The following is an 18,810-nucleotide window of genomic DNA, read 5'->3' on the forward strand; positions in this document are numbered from 1 at the left end:
GGGATTAAAAATAAGTCTCAAAGATAAGAATGTATGGTCTAACTTAGAACGACACCTTTTGTAACTTTGTTGTACCTCTACAATTCAAGAGAACTTTATGAGAAACATTGCAGTGATCATGGGCGGATATTCCAGTGAGAAAGATATTTCCATTAAAAGTGGGAATGTTATCATGGAAAATTTAGATCCTAAATTGTTTAAGGGATTTCCTATTATCATTGAAAAGAACAAATGGTTTCTTAAGGACGATGCAGGTAATCAAGAAATTGACAAGAATGATTTTACAGTGAATCTAAACGGCGACAAAATCGTTTTTGATGCCGTTTACAACACAATCCATGGAACTCCTGGAGAAGATGGGATTTTCCAGGCTTACCTTGAGTTGCTAGGTATACCTCAAACTTCTTGCGATTCCTATCAAGCTGCCGTTACTTTTAATAAAAGGGACTGCATTGCGGTACTCAAACCGTGGAGCATTCATACGGGTAAGCACCTGTACCTCAATCAAGGTGAAGACATCAGTTTTGACAATATTGTAGAAGCAGTTGGGCTGCCCTGTTTTGTGAAGGCAAATCGTAGCGGCAGTAGCTTTGGAGTCTCTAAAGTTTATGAGGTTTCCGCTTTCGCGAAAGCGTTACAAACCGCATTTGCAGTGGACGACGAGATCATTATTGAATCATTCCTGGACGGTATGGAAGTATCTATAGGCGTTTACCAAATAGGCGACACGATTCTCTCCTTACCACCAACCGAAATAGTCAGTGAAAACGACTTCTTTGATTATGAGGCAAAATACATGGGAAAGGCCCAAGAAATCACACCGGCACGACTATCAGAGTCTGCTACTCTGGCGGTACAGGAATTGAGCAAACGCATCTATTCCATCTTAAAATTAAAGGGTCTAGCACGAGCAGACTTTATTTTTCATAATGGAACACCACATTTTATAGAAATTAATACGAACCCAGGAATGAGCCGCGAGAGTATCGTACCGCAACAAATCAAAGCAGCTGGTAAGAATTTACAAGAAGTACTTACTGCCATAATTGAGGATACCATCTTAAACCACAAAAAATGAAAAGAGCCGTATTTCCAGGAAGTTTTGACCCAATAACTTTGGGGCACAGCGATATCATAAATCGTGGACTGAATCTTTTTGATGAGATCATCATCGCCATAGGTATCAATGCCGACAAAAAATATATGTTCGAATTAGAGCAACGCGTTGCCTTTATTGATGTACTATATAAGGAAGAACCTAAAATCAAGGTGATGACCTATTCTGGATTGACCGTTGATTTCTGTAAACAGCAAGATGCCCAATTCATCCTAAGAGGACTGCGCAATCCTGCAGATTTTGAATTTGAAAAAGCCATAGGTCACACCAACCGATTATTGAGTGAGATCGAGACTGTATTTTTACTTACCAGCGTACGAACCAGTTATATTTCATCTTCTATAGTTAGAGATGTGATGCGCAATGATGGCGACTATAAGTTGCTTGTACCTAAAACTGTCGAGAAATAATGAGAAAGACTTACCTACTTGCCATCGCCTTAATTGTCCTGAGCTGCACAAAAAAAGCAGAAGAAAATAGCTCTGAAGCAGTAATCGACAAAGAATATCTTACACCATTTGAAAAGGGAAACGGTAACCAGACCGCGACTTATAAGGAATGTATAGAATTCTATCAATTACTCGCAGCAGATTTTAGCACCATTACTTTAGAAGAAGTTGGAACTACAGATGCTGGGAAACCGCTTCATTTGGTTCATTATTCTAACAATACTATAGATTGGGGCTCGCCTAATGAGGATCATATAAAAATCATGGTTAACAATGGTATTCATCCTGGTGAGAGCGATGGTATTGATGCCACCATGATGTTAATGCGTGATCTTGCAACGGGAAATTTGAAGGTTGATGACAATGTGATTTTTAGCTCCATCGCTATTTATAATATCGGTGGTTCATTGAATAGAAATTCAGACACTAGAACCAATCAAAACGGTCCAGAATCTTATGGCTTTAGAGGTAATGCGAGAAACTACGACCTCAACCGTGATTTTATAAAAGCAGATAGTCGCAACGCAAGGGCTTTTGCTACCGCATTTCACAAGATCAAACCAGACCTTTTTATCGATAATCACGTGAGCAACGGTGCAGATTATCAATACACGCTTACCCATTTATTTACACAGCACAACCGCTTGGGTGGCGAGGCTGGAAATTATTTACATGATCAATTACAACCAGCTCTAGAAAATGCTCTGGAAAAAAGATCCTTACCCATCACGCCTTATGTAAATGTTTACAATCAATCTCCAGAAGAAGGCTTTAGCCAGTTTGTTGACTACCCTAGATATTCAACGGGTTATACCTCACTATGGAACGTATTGGGAATGATGGTGGAAACACATATGTTGAAGCCATACAAAGATAGGGTTATGGGAACTAAAGCCATCATGGAAGAAATGATTGCGATAGGTAGCATGGATATCAAAAAGATAAAAGAAGTCAGAAAATCCAACTTTAAAACATTTCAGGAAAATCCATTTTACGCATCAAATTTTGAGTTGGATGAAACTAAGGCAGACACTCTAAATTTTTTGGGATATGAAGCCATCAATGAAACAAGCGAGCTAACTGGAAACAAACTACAAACCTATGATAGGGATCAGCCCTTCAATAGAAAAGCCCCTTTCCAAACCTATTTTAAAGCCAGAGATTCCATACGCGTCCCAGAATATTATGTGATTCCGCAAGGTCGATGGGAAATTCTAGAGTTGCTTAGACTTAACGATGTTATTATGAAACCATTGGAAAAAGACAGCACTTTGACCGTGGGAACCTACAAGATTGAGAGTTATGACACTGCGAGTAATGCCTATGAAGGTCATTATCCACACAGCAATGTAAAGGTGAGTGAGAAGATTGGAAAAGTACGCTTTCGCGAAAGCGATATCATCATACCTACAGCACAACCTGGAATAAAATACATTCTGGAAACGCTGGAGCCTACCATGGCAGATTCCTTTTTCAAATGGAACTTTTTTGATACCATCCTTCAGCAAAAAGAAGGCTACTCGGCTTATGTGTTTGAAGCGACCGCAAAAAAAATGCTAGCCGAAAATGAAGAACTAGAAAAAGAATTTGACTCGTTGAAAAAAGCAGACAGGAATTTTGCCAAAAGTAATGGCGCTCAACTATCATGGCTTCATAAGCGATCTCCCAATTATGAATCTGCCTACCTCACCTATCCAATCTATAGATTAAATTAATCGTTGAGAAAAACGTCTTTGATATTAGCATAGCTTTGCTCTAGAGATTCCCGTGCCTGAGCGTCATTGAGCCATACTGCCTGGTCAATACCTTCCTTGTCTTGAGGTACCAACTCACCTTTATAATCCGTATTCATAGCATACCAATGCGTCAGTTTTAGTCGGTACTTGTTGTTACGAGAAAAAACATGATAAGTAGGAGCAATGTAATGATCGATGGATAGATTCTGCACACCAGTTTCCTCTTCAACCTCTCTTAAAGCTGTTTCTTCCATACTCTCATTCTTCTCTGTCTTGCCCTTAGGAAGATCCCATTTTCCATTGCGGTGAATGAATAGATACTCGCCATTTTGATTTTTTACCAAACCACCGGCTGCAAGCACTAACGGTATTTTTTTGTGCAATCGTTTAAGAAGCTTTTCTTCACTTTTAGAATAAAGCAATGGCTTCTCCACCTTGTTTTTTCTTATAGCCTTGATCAACTTTTTGAAATTGACCGTTTTAAGATTGAAGGTATCGTGGTCAGGAAAAAGATCCTTGTCTGAGGTCACGATTACCGCGATGTCTTTGACAAAAACTTTATACATTTGCGGCATGGTCAGAGATAAAAATGTTGGGATAAAAACTGCTGAATTGCTGTTGCAAATAAAGGCAATAAAATTACAACCACAAAAACCATTCACATGGGCCAGTGGTTGGAAATCTCCTATTTATTGTGATAATCGTATCACACTATCCTACCCTACAGTCCGTAATTTTCTCAGAGAACAGTTATCCTCACAAATAGATAATCTATACGGGAAGCCAGACGTTATCGCTGGAGTTGCAACTGGAGCGATAGGTATAGGTATGTTAGTAGCAGATTATATGAACCTACCTTTTGTCTATGTAAGACCTGAAGCAAAAAAGCACGGACGTCAAAATAAGGTAGAAGGGCATCTTGAAAAAGGTCAAAAAGTAGTAATCGTTGAAGATCTTATAAGTACGGGAATGAGCAGCCTCAATGCCGCTATCGCTTTAAAGGAAGCTGGTGCAACCATCAAAGGAATGGTGGCCCTTTTCTCCTACGGTTTTGATTTTGCAGTCCAGAACTTTGAAGATGCAAATGTGGAACTGACTGTTTTGAGTGACTACAATCATCTTATCGAGGTAGCCACAAAGCAAGGACACTTTGACAGTCAAACATTAGAATTACTTACCAGCTGGAGAAAGGATCCCAGCAACTGGAATAACACTACCTCATAATTATGAATCTAGAAAGTCGTGTTGCAAAGACACAAAAATCTCCCGAAGAACTATATAATTTTCTGACACAAGTTGAAAACTTCAAGCACCTTCTACCTGAAGATGCGAAGTTTGAGTTGTTAGGAGATGATAAATTTTTGTTCGGTTTAAAAGGAATGCCTGAGATCAAATTAGCTCTAAGAGAATCGACTCCTTATTCAAAGGTTGTGTTGGGTTCTTTAGGTGATAAACTATCCTTCACTCTAACTGCAGATATTGAAGAAGATCCTAAAGGTGCTGCTGCTCAATTATTTTTTGAAGGTGATTTTAATGCCATGATGGCCATGATGATTAAAGGCCCTATCAATAAATTTCTTGATCAACTCGCAAACGGTATCGAGAAGCTTTAATAAATCCAGGAAACTTCCTTGAGATCAAAAGTTTGCTCTTTACCTTCTACTAATAGCCTCAATTTACCGTCTGTATCAACTCCCAGAACCGTTGCTTCAAAGGTTTGAGCCTCCATTTTAAACTGCGTTTTGCGACCTAGTTTGAACAAAAGCGACTCATATCTCTCAATGGAATCTTGCGGTCTAGTTAACCTATTCTCAAAGAAAGTCATAAAGCTAATAAGCAACTCATCAAGACTCCAGGTCTTCCCAGTGATTTGCGAAATCGAAATTGCCTTTGGGAGATCAATGAATTCAGTTTGATTGATGTTTAGACCTATTCCTATGATTGTGGCTTGGCGCTCGCTTTGCTGATAAATATTCTCGATGAGAATGCCGCCTAGTTTGTGATTGACTGACAGTATGTCGTTGGGCCACTTTATAACTGCTTGAATCTGTAATTTTTGGCGCAACCATTCTACTACAGTGACAGTAACGAATTTATTAATCTCAAAATCGGTTAAACCTTGTAACAAATCAGTTATTAATATGCTGAATGTCAAGTTTTTAAATGGTTCTGAAACCCATTTTGCACCCATTTGACCTTTACCAGCAATTTGATGGTCTGTATGTAGGGTGGTAAGTTGAGGTAGTTCGCTTTCGCGAAAGCGAGATTTCAATTCATCATTAGTGGATTCAGTGGCATGTATTTTGACTAATTGAAAGGACACAAATAGGATAAGTTTGAAGCCGCTAATTTTTAAGGGCGTTCAAAAAAAGAATAAATTTGTGGATACAAAAAATTTTTAATGACTAAAGAAAAAGTTTCTACCGATGATCTCATCTCGCAAATCGTTGCAGGGATTGAAGATGTTAAGGGAAATGATATCACGATACTAGATCTAAGGGATATTGATAACACGGTAACCAGTTATTTTATCATCTGCAATGGTACCTCAAATACCCAGGTCAATGCCATAGTAAATTCAGTTCAAAGAAAGGTAAGCAAGCAACTTCAAGAAAATGCATGGCATGTTGAAGGTGCATCTCAAGGTGAATGGGTGCTTATGGATTATGTAGATGTAGTGGTTCATGTATTTCAAAAGCAGATACGTGAATACTATGATCTGGAAGGATTGTGGGGCGATGCCGTTACCACAAATATTGAGAGTACCTACTAATTACAAACAAACTTAATGTCTCAAGATAAAAATAGTACCCCAAAAAATAAGGCGTCTAAGAAGATGGGATCGCCTCTTAATCAAAAACCAAAATTCAGTATCTGGTGGGTTGTTGTACCTATTATATTATTGTTTCTAGGTTATAATTTAGTTTCTAGCCAGTTAACAGCGCCACAGGTAACCACACCTAACGAATTCTTTGAATATTTAGAAGAAGGTGAAGTCAGCAAAGTAGTCGTGGTTAAAAACCGAAGCATCGCTCGTGTTTTTCTAACGCAAGAAGCTCTCAAATTACAAAAGCATAGCAAAGCCATAAAAGATGGTGTTCTTGCTGGTAGTGATATTCCGCAATACAGCGTAGAATATGGTGATCTTGAAATTTTTGAAAGAAAAATTGATGAGATTATTACAGAAAAGAACCTTCCAACTACACTCAAATTTGACGCAGAAGATGATGGATGGTTGAGCCTATTGGGAACATTTCTTCCCTTTATAATTATCATAGGTATCTGGATATTTTTGATGCGACGTATGTCTGGCGGTGCTGGTGGCGGTGCTGGTGGACAGATTTTCAATATTGGAAAATCAAAAGCCAAATTATTTGACCAAAAAACAGATGTGAAAACCACATTTAAGGATGTTGCAGGTCTGGAAGGAGCAAAAGAGGAAGTTCAAGAAATAGTTGATTTTCTCAAAAATCCTGAGAAGTACACTAGCCTAGGTGGTAAAATTCCTAAAGGAGCCCTTTTGATTGGTTCACCAGGAACAGGAAAGACATTACTTGCACGAGCTGTTGCAGGAGAAGCCAAGGTTCCCTTTTTCTCTTTAAGTGGTTCTGATTTTGTGGAGATGTTTGTAGGTGTAGGTGCAAGTCGTGTACGTGACCTTTTCAAACAGGCTAAGGAAAAAAGCCCAGCCATTATATTTATCGATGAGATTGATGCCATAGGTAGAGCTAGAGGAAAGTCAAATTTCTCTGGATCCAATGATGAACGTGAGAATACACTAAATCAATTGTTGACTGAAATGGATGGTTTTGGAACAGGAACAAATGTTATTGTTCTTGCAGCAACCAACCGTGGAGATGTACTTGATAAAGCATTGATGAGAGCAGGTCGTTTTGACCGTCAGATTTATGTAGACCTTCCAGATGTGCGTGAGAGAGAAGAGATCTTTGAAGTGCACTTGAGACCTATCAAAAAAGTTGCTAATGAGTTAGATACAGAGTTCCTCGCAAGACAAACTCCAGGATTTAGTGGTGCTGATATAGCAAATGTTTGTAACGAAGCAGCTCTTATCGCCGCTCGTAAAGGCAAGAAGGCTGTTGATAAACAAGATTTCCTTGATGCAGTCGATCGTATCGTTGGTGGTTTAGAGAAAAAGAATAAGTTGATTACTCCTAGTGAGAAAAAGACGATTGCATATCATGAGGCTGGACACGCTACGGTAAGCTGGATGACAGAACATGCTGCTCCTCTAGTAAAGGTTACTATCGTTCCTAGAGGTCAATCTTTGGGTGCCGCATGGTATCTTCCTGAAGAACGTCAAATCGTGCGTCCAGAGCAAATGCTGGATGAAATGTGCGCCACAATGGGTGGACGTGCTGCAGAAAAGGTCATCTTCAATAATATATCTACTGGTGCATTAAGTGACCTCGAAAAAGTGACCAAACAGGCAAGAGCCATGGTGACTATTTATGGACTGAATGAAAAAGTTGGAAATATAACCTACTACGATTCTAGCGGTCAACAAGAGTATAATATGACCAAGCCTTACAGTGAGGCCACTGCGGTTACTATTGACGAGGAGATTTCAAAAATTATTGAAGCCCAATATCAACGAGCAATCAGTTTGTTAACAGAACATAAGGATAAGTTGACTGAGCTAGCTGAACTATTGCTTGACAAAGAAGTGATATTCAAAGACGATCTTGAAAAGATATTTGGAAAACGAGCTTTCGTTAAGGAAGAGCCCATAGCTTTAAAATCATCTAGCCGTTCAATAGCTGCACCTGAAACTACCGAAGTAACTGACGTAAGCGAGGAAGAATAGTTTGTCTTCCATAAATAAGTAGCTATATTTACATGAATCTGCGATTATAGGTAAGATTGACAATGGGCATATTTAAAAAAATCTTCAGGAAGGTTTCCGTCACCAGTGAATCTGGGCGGTCAGCTGCTGAACGATCCAAATATATGCCTGAGGAGAAACTACCTCTAGATGAGCAATTTATCCATAACTTTTCTCGCCACGGTGGACGTTTTCTATATGCGATAGATGAGAATGAAGTGCAGCAGCATTTTGAAGATATTCTAGTAGAACATGACTATTTTGAAACGCCTGCATTTTGCTATGATGAGCAATTGATGGAACGCTTTGATGGTTTCAATTTAAATTACAATCAGCACTTACGGGATAGCAGCTTTTTTTTAAGCACTTGTGAATATATCATTGCTGACAATGGTGCTATATTGTTTTCTTCCAACCAGATTAAAGAGAATAAACCGAAAGAACTACCAGACACTTTTGTAGTTCTGGCAAGTACTAGTCAGATTGTAGAATCTATAGGTGAAGGTTTAAGAGGAATTAAACACCACAATAGCCGCGGTTCCATCCCAACCAACATTACTACCCTCAAAAATTTTCAAGATCAAGAGACCACAAAAGAGAAAGAGAAAGATCTTATGAACTACGGTGTACCTAACAAGAGATTATATCTCATTCTATTAGAAGACTTATAGCATGAGAGAATTGTTAGTTCGCTCTATGTCGGGAATAATCTATGTCTCATTGGTTGTCATAAGTGCTCTTTATGCACCTGAATGGGTTTTTATCCTCCTATTTTGTGTGTTTGCATTTATATGCTTAGTAGAGTTAATGCCTATGATTAGACTTAGGCAATGGGTTATTTATCCCATGTTGCCATTAGCCTACTACTTTATTGTCTGGCAAGGAGTGAATGTAAATGTGATCTATCTTTTACTGATTGCGACTCTTTTGGTAAATATCTACTTGATAAGGGATTTAGTGCTTGTCGATAGAATTGCTTTATTCAATACCAAAAAACACATAATTGCACTTCTATATCTGATAGGTTCCAGCTTATTTCTTGCTTTGTTACCCAACATCGTTGAAACATATAGACCTGAATTACTGATTGGTATATTTGCAATCATTTGGACTAACGATAGTTTTGCATACATATCAGGTAGATTGCTAGGAAAACACAAATTGATGAAACGTATCTCACCTAAAAAAACTATTGAAGGCTTTGTAGGTGGATTAGTAATGGCAATCGTTGCTGGAATTTTATTACACTTTTATTTGGCTTCTACAGGGATTGACGATTATTCTGTTTATGACTGGGCCATCATTGCATTTGTGGTAGCATTTTTTGGTACTATAGGAGATTTGATCCAATCAAAAATAAAACGTCAAGCTGCCGTAAAAGACAGTGGTAGTATCATGCCAGGACATGGCGGTATATTTGACCGCATGGACAGTATTATCTTTGCAGCACCGTTTGCATATCTCACATTTTTAATCATCAACCATGTTTCATAAAGAAGGTACACCATCCATAATCATCGCTATTATAGTTTCTGCCATACTGGTAGGAGTGGCTTTTAGCGTTCCTATGCCCATATGGTTACATTTTCTTCTGGTAATACTCGCACTCTTTGTTATCGTGATTATTCTCCAGTTTTTTAGAAATCCAAAAAGACAGACCATACTTGATGATGCTACTATTGTTTCACCAGTTGATGGTAAAGTTGTGGTTATTGAAAAGGTTTCAGAAAATGAATACTTTAAGGACGAGCGTATCATGATATCTGTGTTTATGTCACCTATTAATGTTCACGTTACTAGATATCCCATAGGCGGTAAAGTAGCATTTTCAAAATATCATCCTGGTAAATATCTTGTAGCATGGCACCCTAAAGCCAGTGAAGAAAATGAAAGAACCACTGTGGTAGTTGAACATAAAAATACTGTGAAGATTATGTATCGCCAGATTGCCGGTGCTCTTGCAAAACGCATCGTTAATTATGCTGCTGAAAATGAAGAGGTCGTTCAAGGAACTGACAGCGGATTCATTAAATTTGGATCTAGAGTCGATGTTTTCTTGCCACTGGATGCAAAAATTAAGGTCGAACTTAATCAGAAAGTTCGCGGCGGCGAGTCCATCCTTGCAAACTTTTAATGACAGAAGAAGAATTAGATAAAGAATTTGAAGCCGCTTTCGCGAAAGCGAGTTCACAAGAACAGTCCGAGGTGCCTCTCGAACTGCAGTTACATCTTTATGCCTATTACAAAAGGGTCATTGATGAATCCTATGTCAGCAATCGTAGTTTTGAAACCAACGATTTAAGATCAGGTTTTAAAATGAATGCCTTAATTCAAGTACAACAGCTGTCAAAAAATGAAGCCAAACAGCGCTACATCGAGATCATCGAAGATTTGTATCCCAAACCTTGGTAACAGTCTATTCTATTTTTTTCTCATGATGTAAATCGCGAGCGCGATCAAACACACCATCATGGCTCCAAAAAACACAATTATAAAAGTAAACGGATTCATATTTTAGGACTCTAGTGCTGTGAGGCTGGATTGAATGGTTTCAATTTTAGCCAGGGCATCTGCCTCTTTTTTACGTTCCATAGCAACTACCTGTTCTGGTGCTCCCGCCATAAAACGCTCATTGGAGAGCTTTTTCTGCACACTAATTAAAAATCCTTGTGCGTGTTTGAGTTCAGTAGTCAGCTTTTCGATTTCTGCTTCTGTATCAATGTTTCCTGCTAGTGGTACAAAGTATTCATTGGAACGTACACGATAACTTGCAGCTGCTGCAATTTGCTCATCTGTAGTATTAATAGAAGTAATGTTCCCCATTTTTTTGATGAGCTCATCATAGCGGTCAGATAAGTTTTCATTGTTGATCACAAATAAATCAATCTCATTTTTAAAACTGATCTGCTTTTCCTTACGAACCTTACGTACTCCTGAAATCGCCTCTTGAACCATTTCAAAATCCTGTAAAAGTTCTTTCTCAACAACCCCAGATTCTGGCCAGGTGTTGATACATAGCGCTTCACTAGGCTGACGGTCCTGAATACTTTGCCAGACTTCTTCTGTGATAAAAGGAGTAAATGGATGCATCAACCTCAAGTTATCTTCAAATAGAGAAATAACCTCAGCTAATGTTTGAGCATCAATAGGTTGTTGGTAAGCTGGTTTTACAATCTCTAGCAACCATCCACAGAAATCATCCCATATCAATTTATAACTGGTCATGAGCACATCACTTATTCTATACTTAGAATAATGATCCTCAACCTCTTCCATTGCTTGAGCAAACCTACTGCGATACCAGGCGATACCTTGAGCAGCATAATCTGGTTGTGTTAACTGCTTATTAACTTCCCAACCTTGGGTAAGTCTAAAGGCATTCCACATCTTGTTGACAAAGTTTTTTCCCTGCTGGCATAAATCTTCATCAAACATTAAGTCATTCCCAGCGGCACTACTTAATAGCAAACCAACCCGAACGCCGTCAGCGCTATACTGTTCAAGCAGCTTTAAAGCATCAGGTGAATTCCCAAGCGATTTGGACATCTTACGACGCTGCTTATCTCTAACTAATCCCGTTAAATACACTTTATCAAACGGTTTTTCATCCCTCAATTCATAACCCGCAACAATCATACGTGCCACCCAAAAAAACAAGATGTCTGGCCCAGTGACTAGATCTCTAGTTGGGTAGTAATAATTGATCTCCTCATTTTCAGGCTCCAGAACTCCATTAAAAACACTGATAGGCCACAACCAGCTAGAGAACCATGTATCAAGAACATCACTTTCTTGACGTAGATCTTTTGATGTTATAGAGGTGTTGGTAGTTCGCTTTCGCGAAAGCGTAACAGCCTCATAAACATTGCTAGCAACCACAAAGTCATCCTTTCCATCACCATAATAATAGGCTGGAATGCGCTGACCCCAAACAAGTTGTCTAGAGATATTCCAATCCCGCACATTTTCCATCCAGTGAAAGTAGGTGCTCTTAAATTTTGAAGGTAGTAGCTCAACGATGTCTTCCCTAACCGCTTTGATAGCAGGTTGGGCGAGATCTTCCATCTTGAGAAACCATTGATCAGAAAGTCTAGGCTCGATCACGGCTTTAGTGCGCTCGCTAGTACCTACTTTGTGAAGGTGATTTTCCTTCTTGACTAAATATCCTTTTTCCTCAAGCTCTTGAGAGATTTGTTTGCGCACCTCAAACCGATCCTTGCCTTCATAATGCAGGCCAAAACTATTGAGCGTGGCATCTGCATTAAAGATATCGATCACTTCTAGATGGTGCTTCTCTCCTATTTTATTATCATTCTCATCGTGTGCTGGTGTGATTTTCAAACAACCAGTTCCAAATTCCACATCCACATACTCATCTGCAATAACTGGAATCTCACGATTTACGATAGGAACAACCACCGTTTTACCGATTAAATGCGTGTACCTTTTATCTTCAGGATTCACACAAATAGCAGTATCACCCAGAATAGTCTCAGGTCTTGTAGTGGCAATAGTCACCTTATCTTCAGAGCCCTTAATTGGATACTCTAAATAATAGAGATTTCCATTACGCTCCTCATAGATCACCTCTTCATCACTAAGTGTGGTTTGAGCTTCTGGATCCCAGTTTACCATGCGATAACCACGGTAAATCAAACCCTTATTGTATAGATCTATAAAAACCTTGATAACACTTTGAGACATATCATCGTCCAGTGTAAATTTAGTCCTGGACCAGTCACAACTAGCTCCTAATTTTTTAAGTTGCTCTAAAATTATTCCGCCATACTCGTGTGTCCATTGCCAAGCATGGTCTAGGAACTCTTCCCTAGTAAGATCATTTTTATCTATGCCTTCCTCCTTCAGTTTTTTCACGACTTTTGCCTCAGTGGCAATGGAAGCGTGATCTGTTCCAGGCACCCAACATGCGTTAAATCCTTTGAGCCTCGCCCGACGTATGAGAACATCCTGAATGGTATTATTCAACATGTGACCCATGTGTAAAACACCCGTAACATTAGGTGGCGGAATCACTATCGTGTAACTCTCACGATCATCTGGCACCGACTTGAAAAAGTCGTTTTCCATCCAGTATTTGTACCATTTATCTTCGGCAGTTTTGGAATCGTATTTGGATGCTTGAGACATGTTTGGCTTAATTATTGGAATTAGGTAGCAAAAGTAATTATAACTTAAATCATAAGCCAACAAGCAGGCATTAATGAACAATGATTACTTTTATAAAAATCAAAGGCTATGAAACCTATTTTATTTTTTGTACTTATCGTCTTTTCAGGATTTACGTCGGTTGCACAAACTGCTGGATCCACTTCTATTGAATTTGAGAACAAAGTGATTGATTACGGTTCTATTAAAAAAGGTGAAGATGGAAAACGCACTTTTTTGTTTACGAATACAGGTAACGAACCTTTTGTGATTTCTGATATATTTTCTTCTTGCACTTGTGACATCATCTCTAAACCAGATATGCCTATCGAGCCTGGTGAAAAAGGGAAAATTGTAGTTACCTATGATACTAAAAAATTAGGACCTATTGTAAAGACTCTTACTGTTAAAGGGAATTCTACACCTGGAATTATAGCATTGAAGCTAAAAGGTACGGTAGTCGAATAGATAGAATTTTAGATCAAAGGGATCAATTGGAATTTTACTTTGAAGATTTCTACATCGCGCTTTACTGAAAATTTTATGTTAGAATAAGGTTTACTGTAAAATTTACTCGAGAGTTTATCTATTCTCAAATTAGCCTGAGATGTATTATTTACTTTCAAAATTTCATCGCCAACTTTTAGTCCAGCAATTGCTGCAGGAGAATCAGGTCTTACGTAATTGATAAATATCCTTGGCGCCAACGTTATCACTTTTCTTTTGGAAATTAGATTTGATCCATCATTACTAACATTTCTGTATCCATCATTTATCTCTTTCAATTTGACATCTTCAATGGTTGAGAATACCTGTAAATCACCTTCAATTAATTCAATTCCTGCCATGTTATAATAAAAACCTTTCTTAAGATTTTCTCGAGGTTTTAGATACATCATTTCGTTTTGATAGTCTAGAAAAACTTTGAATCTGCTCAATACTTCACCACCAACGGAACCTTTAAAATCCAATTGCTGATTTGTATCAGTAGAATAGTTGACGAGGCTTTCTAATTCTGGAAGAGAAACTGTTACTCCATTCAGTTGATGCTTTCCTAAAGAAAGCTGATCAACTTTTGATCGCATTCCCTTTACCTTGCCACTTAATCCTGTCCCTAAAAAATCAGGAAATCCCTTTTTCGGTATGATTGATTTTTCTAATGGTGGTAGCATCCACATGGCATCACCATTACCAGTATCAATCAGTGTATTGAGGTTGGCACGACCATCATTATTTTCTATAACAGTAATCGCATAAGGCTTTCGTTTTTCGATTTTGATAGGAATTTTTGTGGATCTTCTAAGTCTTCGTTTGATTTTTGAATTTCCGCCATGTATGTTCACTACACTTTTTTGATAATCTAGCTCCACTAAAAAATTTGATAGAAAATCATACCCCATTAATCCATGAATATCAACACCAAGAAACCCTGAAAGGTTAATATTATCATTTGCCATTATAAAAAGGTTGGCATTGTTAGAATAGTAACCATTGCATTCTAATTGATTTTTACTGCTATAGTAGACTTCAAAAGGGTCTCTCTTTCCGTAGCCAGAAATTTTTAATTTATTCCCTTTTTGGACATTAATTGAATCAACTTTTTCAAGATTAAAAATTATGGAATGTGACGCGCCTGTATCCAAAATGAAGTTTAAAGGTGTGCCATTTACCTTAACTGGGATGATGATCAAGTTATTTGATCGTTTGAAAGGAATGGTGATTTTATCAACATCCTCTGGTAATTGAAAACCTTCCTGCCCCAAGGCACAGAATGCATTCAGAAAAGCTACCAAACAAATTAAATATCGACTCATAGTATTAAATATAAGCTATCGCACTTGAGCGTGCGATACCCTATTCTTACCTTTGTATTGCAAAAATAATTCCATGCCACAGATTTCAGAAAAAGGAAGGTCAATGCCTTCATCTCCAGTTCGTAAACTCGTACCATTTGCAGAGACTGCAAAACTACGAGGAACTCATATATATCAACTCAATATAGGTCAACCAGATATCAAGACACCACCACAGGCGATTGATGCGGTACGACAAAATGATATGACAATTCTTGAATATAGTCATAGTGCAGGAAACTTGAGTTATAGAGAAAAGTTGATATCACATTACAACAAATTGGGTATGAACTTATCCATAGATGATATCATAGTATCTACTGGTGGTAGCGAAGCTTTACTGTTTGCCATGGGAAGTATTTGCGATTACGGTGACGAGGTTATCATTCCAGAACCCTTCTATGCCAACTACAACGGGTTTGCAACAGCTAGTGGCGTGGCGGTAAAACCAATCTCCACATCTATTGAAAATAACTTTTCACTACCATCCATAGCCGAATTTGAAAAATTGATAACCGACAAGACAAAAGCCATTTTGATCTGTAATCCTGGGAACCCAACAGGCTATCTGTATACTCAAGAAGAGATGGATCAGTTGGCTGCGTTAGTACAGAAGCATGATCTATTTCTAGTGGCAGATGAGGTTTATCGTGAGTTCGCCTATGACGGTCGCGAGCATTATTCCGTGCTTAATCAAAAGGGTCTAGAAAATCACGCCATAATGATTGACAGTGTGAGCAAGCGTTACAGCATGTGTGGCGCAAGAATAGGTTGCATGGTTTCAAAAAATAAAGAAGTCATTGCAGCAGCAATGAAATTTGCGCAGGCGCGATTGAGCCCTCCTACTTTTGCACAAATTGCTGCAGAGGCTGCTCTTGACACACCTCAGTCTTATTTTGATGATGTCATTCAAGAATATATAGAACGCCGTGACATCCTTATTTCAAGTTTGAAAAAAATTGATGGTGTTGAAGTGGCAAATCCAGGTGGCGCGTTCTATTGCGTTGCACAATTACCCGTTGAGGATACAGATGTCTTTGCCCAATGGTTGTTGGAATCGTTTGAATTTGAAGGTGAAACTGTTATGGTGGCACCAGCAGCAGGTTTTTATAGTACACCAGGAATGGGTAAGAACCAAATAAGAATTGCCTACGTTTTAGAAAAAGAATCGTTGGTAAAAGCAGTGAATATTTTAGAAAAAGGACTCAAGGAGTATTTATCGTGATTGAGGTTTTCCATCACTATCCTCTTAAGGAGCACAACACATTTGGTATTTCCGCTTTCGCGAAAGCGTATACCTCAATAATCACATTGCAACAACTCAAAGAAGCGTTGGCCTATTTTCATGGCAGCGATAAATTCCTTTTAGGTGGTGGTAGCAACATGCTCATTCTTAACGATATTGAAAAACCTGTTCTCCACATCAATTTGACTGGAATCGAAAGAATTCGAGCTAATGGCAACCTGGTCCAACTAAAAGTTGCCGCAGGTGAGAACTGGCATAAACTCGTCCTTTATTGCGTAGAAAATAATCTAGCAGGAATTGAAAACCTTGCGCTAATTCCCGGCAATACAGGTACCGCACCAATACAGAATATTGGTGCCTATGGCGTCGAATTGAAAGATGTGTTTGTGTCGTGCGAGGTCATGGATTTAGAATCAGGTATGAAGAGGACTTTAACGGCGGCCGAATGCAATTTTGGTTACCGAGATTCTGTTTTTAAAAATGAAGCATTAGGCAAATACGTAATTACCTCAGTTACCTTAGAGCTAACCGATTTGAATGAAACGTCAGATTACGATCTCAAAATTAATTACGGTGCCATCAAGGAAGAAATGGAGCGTCTGGATGGTGAGGCTTCCATCGCCAAAGTAGCTCAAGCCGTTATAAACATTAGATCCAGCAAATTACCAGATCCAAAAGTCATAGGCAACAGCGGTAGCTTTTTCAAAAACCCAGTCATCGAGAAAGGTAAGTATCAGGATTTACTGCAGTCATTCCCTGATATGCCTAGCTATGCTGTGAATGAAGGACACGTAAAGATTCCAGCAGGTTGGTTGATCGATCAATCTGGCTTTAAAGGAAAGCGTTATGGCGATGCAGGAATTCACGACAAGCAGGCATTGGTGCTGGTCAATCATGGTAATGCAACTGGTAACGAAATACTGAATGTCGCAAAGGAAATTCAAAAAATGGTCAAAACCACTTATGGTATCCTTATTGAAACTGAAGTTAATCTGATTGAGAATTAGTGTTAATGCTAGGAACAGTTTGAGGCCTAGTTTGTAAATTTGTATTATGGAATTACTATTGATCACATTCGGTTTGTTAGCATTGGCATTTGCTGGAATCGCGATTAAAATCTGGGGAAAGAAAGACGGTAAATTTGCTGGAACTTGTGCCAGCCAAAATCCTTATCTAAATAAAGATGGTCAAGCCTGCGGCATGTGCGGCAAGCTTCCAGAAGAACAAAGTAATTGCGATACCATCGGTAAAAAAGTATAAATGACTATAGGATTATTCTATGCCATCCTATTGGTATGTGTCATACTCAACATATACTTTTACTTCTATTTTTCTAAAGTAGCTTATTACAAGGAATCTAAACTAAGCGAAAACAAGACTCCAGTTTCCGTAATCGTTTGTGCTAAAAATGAGGAAGAAAACCTCAAAAAATTGGTCCCACTACTTCTTTCTCAAGATCATCCAGATTTTGAAATTATTTTAATTAACGACGCTAGCAGTGATGATACGCGATACGTTATTGAAGATTTTGTCGAGAAACATCCCAAAATTAAAATGGTTGACGTTGTCAACAACGAGACCTTTTGGGGTAATAAAAAATACGCGCTCACTTTAGGTATCAAAAAAGCCGTAAATGAGCACCTTATATTCATAGATGCTGACTGTGAACCAGCAAGCAACCAATGGCTAAAAATGATTAGCCAACCATTGCAAAACGACACGACTATTGTTTTGGGCTATAGTGGCTATCACAAGGTTAAAAACTCCTTGCTCAATGCACTTATCCGGTTTGAAACCGCGCTTGCTGCAATACAATATCTAGGATACGCTTTTAGAGGCAATCCTTATATGGGTGTAGGTCGCAATCTTGCATACACTTCAAAACAGTTTTATGATGTAAGTGGTTTTATGAGTCATATGAAAGTCATGGGTGGCGATGATGATCTATTTGTAAATGAGGCCGCGACAAAGAATAATACCGCTGTAGTGATTGATCCAGATGCTTTTACCATAAGCAATCCTAAAACAAATTGGAAAAAATGGTGGATTCAAAAGAAGCGACATATAAGCACTTCAAAACGCTACAAATTCAAACATAAATTGAGTTTGGGAATCTTTTTCACTTCTCAGTTTTTGTTTTTTATTGCTACGATTCTAGGTTTTGTCTTTGGATTGCAATGGGAAGCTATTCTATCACTGGTCATTATAAGATACGTGATTGTCATGGTGATTTTGGGAAAGGGATTATCTCGCTTTCGCGAAAGCGAACTCATTCCATTCATACCACTACTTGAACTGCTTTTAGTCAGTTTGCAATTAGGGCTTTTTCTATCCAATAAAAAGAGTCAACCCAGTCGCTGGAACTAGTCAGGTTTTAACTCTTTGATCGACTACATAATC

At 38.5% G+C, this 18,810-nt stretch carries 20 protein-coding genes; 16 read left to right on the forward strand and 4 right to left on the reverse strand.

All coding sequences use genetic code 11. The features are described from left to right. The first annotated feature begins 97 nt into the window (after nucleotides 1–97). Genes BLO34_RS08500 through BLO34_RS08510 form a run of 3 tightly spaced genes read left to right on the forward strand, consistent with a single transcriptional unit; the run spans nucleotide 98 to nucleotide 3,281 of the window. The gene (locus tag BLO34_RS08500) at nucleotides 98–1,078 is read left to right on the forward strand and encodes a D-alanine--D-alanine ligase (protein WP_090754434.1); all 981 of its coding nucleotides are present in this window, start codon (nucleotides 98–100) and stop codon (nucleotides 1,076–1,078) included. Next, nucleotides 1,075–1,527 carry a pantetheine-phosphate adenylyltransferase gene (gene coaD / locus BLO34_RS08505; protein WP_090754436.1) on the forward strand — a complete coding sequence of 151 codons (453 nt, stop codon included), beginning with the start codon at nucleotides 1,075–1,077 and terminating at the stop codon, nucleotides 1,525–1,527. The genes BLO34_RS08500 and coaD overlap by 4 nt, the downstream gene beginning before the upstream one ends. Next, the gene (locus BLO34_RS08510; protein WP_090754438.1) at nucleotides 1,527–3,281 is read left to right on the forward strand and encodes a M14 family metallopeptidase; all 1,755 of its coding nucleotides are present in this window, start codon (nucleotides 1,527–1,529) and stop codon (nucleotides 3,279–3,281) included. Before coaD ends, BLO34_RS08510 begins: the two co-directional genes overlap by 1 nt. Here BLO34_RS08510 and BLO34_RS08515 read toward each other — a convergent pair. Further along, complete coding sequence (locus BLO34_RS08515) at nucleotides 3,278–3,868, reverse strand: NUDIX hydrolase (protein ID WP_172823966.1); 591 nt, start codon at nucleotides 3,866–3,868, stop codon at nucleotides 3,278–3,280. The genes BLO34_RS08510 and BLO34_RS08515 overlap by 4 nt on opposite strands. A gap of 7 nt (nucleotides 3,869–3,875) precedes the next feature. On the opposite strand from BLO34_RS08515, the gene pyrE reads away from it, so the two are divergent. Together pyrE and BLO34_RS08525 are read left to right on the forward strand one after the other, a co-directional pair. Beyond that, nucleotides 3,876–4,526, forward strand: a complete 651-nt coding sequence (gene pyrE / locus BLO34_RS08520) for an orotate phosphoribosyltransferase (RefSeq protein WP_090754443.1) — start codon at nucleotides 3,876–3,878, stop codon at nucleotides 4,524–4,526. 2 nt (nucleotides 4,527–4,528) lie between these two features. Then, entirely contained in the window at nucleotides 4,529–4,915 is a 387-nt protein-coding gene (locus tag BLO34_RS08525; RefSeq protein WP_090754445.1) for an orotate phosphoribosyltransferase, read from the forward strand. Here the strand turns inward: BLO34_RS08525 and BLO34_RS08530 are convergent. Continuing rightward, nucleotides 4,912–5,625: a biotin--[acetyl-CoA-carboxylase] ligase gene (locus BLO34_RS08530; protein WP_090754447.1), complete on the reverse strand. Its 714-nt coding sequence runs from the start codon at nucleotides 5,623–5,625 to the stop codon at nucleotides 4,912–4,914. The two genes, BLO34_RS08525 and BLO34_RS08530, sit on opposite strands and share 4 nt — an antisense overlap. Nucleotides 5,626–5,703: 78 nt before the next feature. On the opposite strand from BLO34_RS08530, the gene rsfS reads away from it, so the two are divergent. The 6 genes from rsfS (at nucleotide 5,704) to BLO34_RS08560 (ending at nucleotide 10,557) form a co-directional block, all read left to right on the forward strand. After that, on the forward strand, nucleotides 5,704–6,075 hold the full coding sequence (gene rsfS, locus BLO34_RS08535) for a ribosome silencing factor (protein ID WP_090754449.1): 372 nt from the start codon (nucleotides 5,704–5,706) through the stop codon (nucleotides 6,073–6,075). A 15-nt stretch (nucleotides 6,076–6,090) separates the two neighbouring features. Beyond that, nucleotides 6,091–8,127 carry an ATP-dependent zinc metalloprotease FtsH gene (ftsH, locus tag BLO34_RS08540; RefSeq protein ID WP_090754450.1) on the forward strand — a complete coding sequence of 679 codons (2,037 nt, stop codon included), beginning with the start codon at nucleotides 6,091–6,093 and terminating at the stop codon, nucleotides 8,125–8,127. A gap of 143 nt (nucleotides 8,128–8,270) precedes the next feature. Next, nucleotides 8,271–8,816 (forward strand): LUD domain-containing protein, encoded by a 546-nt coding sequence (locus BLO34_RS08545; RefSeq protein ID WP_231959443.1) that lies wholly within the window; start codon nucleotides 8,271–8,273, stop codon nucleotides 8,814–8,816. 25 nt (nucleotides 8,817–8,841) lie between these two features. Then, entirely contained in the window at nucleotides 8,842–9,639 is a 798-nt protein-coding gene (locus tag BLO34_RS08550; RefSeq protein ID WP_231959594.1) for a phosphatidate cytidylyltransferase, read from the forward strand. Further along, nucleotides 9,629–10,279: a phosphatidylserine decarboxylase family protein gene (locus BLO34_RS08555; RefSeq protein WP_090754457.1), complete on the forward strand. Its 651-nt coding sequence runs from the start codon at nucleotides 9,629–9,631 to the stop codon at nucleotides 10,277–10,279. Before BLO34_RS08550 ends, BLO34_RS08555 begins: the two co-directional genes overlap by 11 nt. Next, entirely contained in the window at nucleotides 10,279–10,557 is a 279-nt protein-coding gene (locus tag BLO34_RS08560; protein ID WP_090754459.1) for an acyl-CoA-binding protein, read from the forward strand. The genes BLO34_RS08555 and BLO34_RS08560 overlap by 1 nt, the downstream gene beginning before the upstream one ends. A 102-nt stretch (nucleotides 10,558–10,659) precedes the next feature. Here the strand turns inward: BLO34_RS08560 and BLO34_RS08565 are convergent, their stop codons facing one another. Further along, nucleotides 10,660–13,293, reverse strand: a complete 2,634-nt coding sequence (locus tag BLO34_RS08565) for a valine--tRNA ligase (protein WP_090754461.1) — start codon at nucleotides 13,291–13,293, stop codon at nucleotides 10,660–10,662. A gap of 108 nt (nucleotides 13,294–13,401) precedes the next feature. Here BLO34_RS08565 and BLO34_RS08570 point away from each other — a divergent pair, with 108 nt between their 5' ends. Continuing rightward, on the forward strand, nucleotides 13,402–13,779 hold the full coding sequence (locus BLO34_RS08570) for a DUF1573 domain-containing protein (RefSeq protein ID WP_090754463.1): 378 nt from the start codon (nucleotides 13,402–13,404) through the stop codon (nucleotides 13,777–13,779). A gap of 8 nt (nucleotides 13,780–13,787) precedes the next feature. Here the strand turns inward: BLO34_RS08570 and BLO34_RS08575 are convergent, their stop codons facing one another. Next, nucleotides 13,788–15,125, reverse strand: a complete 1,338-nt coding sequence (locus tag BLO34_RS08575; RefSeq protein ID WP_090754465.1) for an aspartyl protease family protein — start codon at nucleotides 15,123–15,125, stop codon at nucleotides 13,788–13,790. A gap of 73 nt (nucleotides 15,126–15,198) precedes the next feature. Here BLO34_RS08575 and BLO34_RS08580 point away from each other — a divergent pair, with 73 nt between their 5' ends. Genes BLO34_RS08580 through BLO34_RS08595 form a run of 4 tightly spaced genes read left to right on the forward strand, consistent with a single transcriptional unit; the run spans nucleotide 15,199 to nucleotide 18,777 of the window. Next, the gene (locus BLO34_RS08580; RefSeq protein WP_090754467.1) at nucleotides 15,199–16,389 is read left to right on the forward strand and encodes a pyridoxal phosphate-dependent aminotransferase; all 1,191 of its coding nucleotides are present in this window, start codon (nucleotides 15,199–15,201) and stop codon (nucleotides 16,387–16,389) included. Beyond that, nucleotides 16,386–17,417 carry a UDP-N-acetylmuramate dehydrogenase gene (murB, locus tag BLO34_RS08585; RefSeq protein ID WP_090754469.1) on the forward strand — a complete coding sequence of 344 codons (1,032 nt, stop codon included), beginning with the start codon at nucleotides 16,386–16,388 and terminating at the stop codon, nucleotides 17,415–17,417. Before BLO34_RS08580 ends, murB begins: the two co-directional genes overlap by 4 nt. Nucleotides 17,418–17,463: 46 nt before the next feature. Then, nucleotides 17,464–17,670 carry a membrane or secreted protein gene (locus BLO34_RS08590; RefSeq protein WP_090754471.1) on the forward strand — a complete coding sequence of 69 codons (207 nt, stop codon included), beginning with the start codon at nucleotides 17,464–17,466 and terminating at the stop codon, nucleotides 17,668–17,670. After that, nucleotides 17,671–18,777 carry a glycosyltransferase gene (locus BLO34_RS08595; RefSeq protein ID WP_090754473.1) on the forward strand — a complete coding sequence of 369 codons (1,107 nt, stop codon included), beginning with the start codon at nucleotides 17,671–17,673 and terminating at the stop codon, nucleotides 18,775–18,777. Nucleotides 18,778–18,810: the final 33 nt, after the last annotated feature.

It is taken from the genome of Nonlabens sp. Hel1_33_55, assembly GCF_900101765.1.
Taxonomy (GTDB): domain Bacteria; phylum Bacteroidota; class Bacteroidia; order Flavobacteriales; family Flavobacteriaceae; genus Nonlabens.

Coding starts and splice junctions, on each gene's coding strand:
- BLO34_RS08575 (WP_090754465.1), bottom strand. CDS start 15,125: ATGAGTCGATATTTAATTTGTTTGGTAGCTTTTCTGAATGCATTCTGT.
- BLO34_RS08580 (WP_090754467.1), top strand. CDS start 15,199: ATGCCACAGATTTCAGAAAAAGGAAGGTCAATGCCTTCATCTCCAGTT.
- pyrE (WP_090754443.1), top strand. CDS start 3,876: ATGGTCAGAGATAAAAATGTTGGGATAAAAACTGCTGAATTGCTGTTG.
- BLO34_RS08570 (WP_090754463.1), top strand. CDS start 13,402: ATGAAACCTATTTTATTTTTTGTACTTATCGTCTTTTCAGGATTTACG.
- BLO34_RS08560 (WP_090754459.1), top strand. CDS start 10,279: ATGACAGAAGAAGAATTAGATAAAGAATTTGAAGCCGCTTTCGCGAAA.
- BLO34_RS08545 (WP_231959443.1), top strand. CDS start 8,271: ATGCCTGAGGAGAAACTACCTCTAGATGAGCAATTTATCCATAACTTT.
- BLO34_RS08525 (WP_090754445.1), top strand. CDS start 4,529: ATGAATCTAGAAAGTCGTGTTGCAAAGACACAAAAATCTCCCGAAGAA.
- BLO34_RS08550 (WP_231959594.1), top strand. CDS start 8,842: ATGTCGGGAATAATCTATGTCTCATTGGTTGTCATAAGTGCTCTTTAT.
- coaD (WP_090754436.1), top strand. CDS start 1,075: ATGAAAAGAGCCGTATTTCCAGGAAGTTTTGACCCAATAACTTTGGGG.
- ftsH (WP_090754450.1), top strand. CDS start 6,091: ATGTCTCAAGATAAAAATAGTACCCCAAAAAATAAGGCGTCTAAGAAG.
- BLO34_RS08590 (WP_090754471.1), top strand. CDS start 17,464: ATGGAATTACTATTGATCACATTCGGTTTGTTAGCATTGGCATTTGCT.
- BLO34_RS08555 (WP_090754457.1), top strand. CDS start 9,629: ATGTTTCATAAAGAAGGTACACCATCCATAATCATCGCTATTATAGTT.
- BLO34_RS08515 (WP_172823966.1), bottom strand. CDS start 3,868: ATGTATAAAGTTTTTGTCAAAGACATCGCGGTAATCGTGACCTCAGAC.
- BLO34_RS08500 (WP_090754434.1), top strand. CDS start 98: ATGAGAAACATTGCAGTGATCATGGGCGGATATTCCAGTGAGAAAGAT.
- BLO34_RS08565 (WP_090754461.1), bottom strand. CDS start 13,293: ATGTCTCAAGCATCCAAATACGATTCCAAAACTGCCGAAGATAAATGG.
- BLO34_RS08510 (WP_090754438.1), top strand. CDS start 1,527: ATGAGAAAGACTTACCTACTTGCCATCGCCTTAATTGTCCTGAGCTGC.
- BLO34_RS08595 (WP_090754473.1), top strand. CDS start 17,671: ATGACTATAGGATTATTCTATGCCATCCTATTGGTATGTGTCATACTC.
- rsfS (WP_090754449.1), top strand. CDS start 5,704: ATGACTAAAGAAAAAGTTTCTACCGATGATCTCATCTCGCAAATCGTT.